At 69.8% G+C, this 1306-nt stretch carries 1 protein-coding gene and 1 other RNA gene; both read right to left on the minus strand.

From position 1 onward, the window contains the following. Positions 1-1149 (minus strand): DNA polymerase III subunit gamma and tau (locus E1283_RS36245; protein ID WP_132822398.1); only part of this gene is annotated, 1149 nt, incomplete at its 3' end. A 41-nt stretch (positions 1150-1190) separates the two neighbouring features. Continuing rightward, an RNA gene (gene ffs, locus E1283_RS36250) (signal recognition particle sRNA small type) lies at positions 1191-1287 on the minus strand. Positions 1288-1306: the final 19 nt, after the last annotated feature.

Raw genomic sequence — 1306 nt, forward strand, 5'->3', positions numbered from 1 at the left:
CTCCAACCGGTCGAGACGGCTCTGCAGCGCCCGCTCGTCCCCGTACGCCGCGGGCAGCAGCACCCGGGCGCAGATGAGCTCCAGCTGCAACCGGGGCGAGGTGGCCCCCCGCATCTCCGTCAGCCCGGTGTTGACCAGGTCGGCCGCGCGGCTCAGCTCCGCGGGGCCGAACGCCGTCGCCTGCGCCCGCATCCGCTCCAGCACGTCCACCGGGACGTCGATCAGCCCCTTGTCCGCCGCGTCCGGCACGGCCGCGAGGATCAGCAGGTCACGCAGCCGTTCCAGCAGATCCGTGACGAACCGCCGTGGATCGTGACCACCCTCGATGACCCGGTCGACCACCCCGAACGCGGCCGACCCGTCGCCCGCCCTGAACGCCTCCACGACATCGTCAAGCAGCGCCCCGTCCGTGTAGCCGAGCAGCGACGTGGCCATCTCGTAGGTGACCCCGGCGTCCGTCGCGCCCGCGAGCAGCTGGTCCATCACCGACATCGAGTCCCGCACGGACCCGGCGCCGGAGCGCACCACCAGCGGCAGCACCGTGGGATCCACCGGGATCTCCTCGCGCTGACAGACCTCACCCAGATACTCACGCAGCGTGCCGGGCGGCACCAACCGGAACGGATAGTGATGGGTGCGCGACCTGATCGTCCCGATGACCTTCTCCGGCTCGGTGGTCGCGAAGATGAACTTCAGATGCTCGGGCGGCTCCTCCACCACCTTCAGCAGGGCGTTGAACCCCGCCGGGGTGACCATGTGCGCCTCGTCGATGATGTAGATCTTGAACCGACTGACGGCGGGCCCGAAGAACGCCTTCTCCCGCAGCTCACGCGCGTCGTCCACGCCACCGTGCGAGGCGGCGTCGATCTCGATCACGTCGATCGACCCCGGCCCGTTCCGCGCGAGATCGAGGCACGACTGGCACTCCCCGCACGGCGTGGGCGTGGGCCCGCGCTCGCAGTTGAGACACCGGGCGAGGATGCGCGCACTGGTCGTCTTGCCGCAGCCGCGCGGCCCGCTGAACAGATACGCGTGATTGACCCTGTTGTTCCGCAGGGCCTGCTGCAACGGGACGGTCACGTGCTCCTGCCCGATGACCTCCGCGAAGGTCTCGGGTCGGTAGCGGCGATACAGCGCGAGCGAGGACACGACACCGACGATATCGGGCACCACTGACACTCGCGCCAACAGCACAGGGCCCCCCACGCACCCGCCAGAGCTCACCTACCCTTGCTGCCTTCCGGCCCTGGGGGATTTCAGCGAGATAGCGCCGCGTGAGGGGCTGCCGCCAACCCTACCCGATCCC

The organism is Streptomyces hainanensis (genome assembly GCF_004348415.1).
GTDB classification, from domain to species: domain Bacteria; phylum Actinomycetota; class Actinomycetes; order Streptomycetales; family Streptomycetaceae; genus Streptomyces; species Streptomyces hainanensis.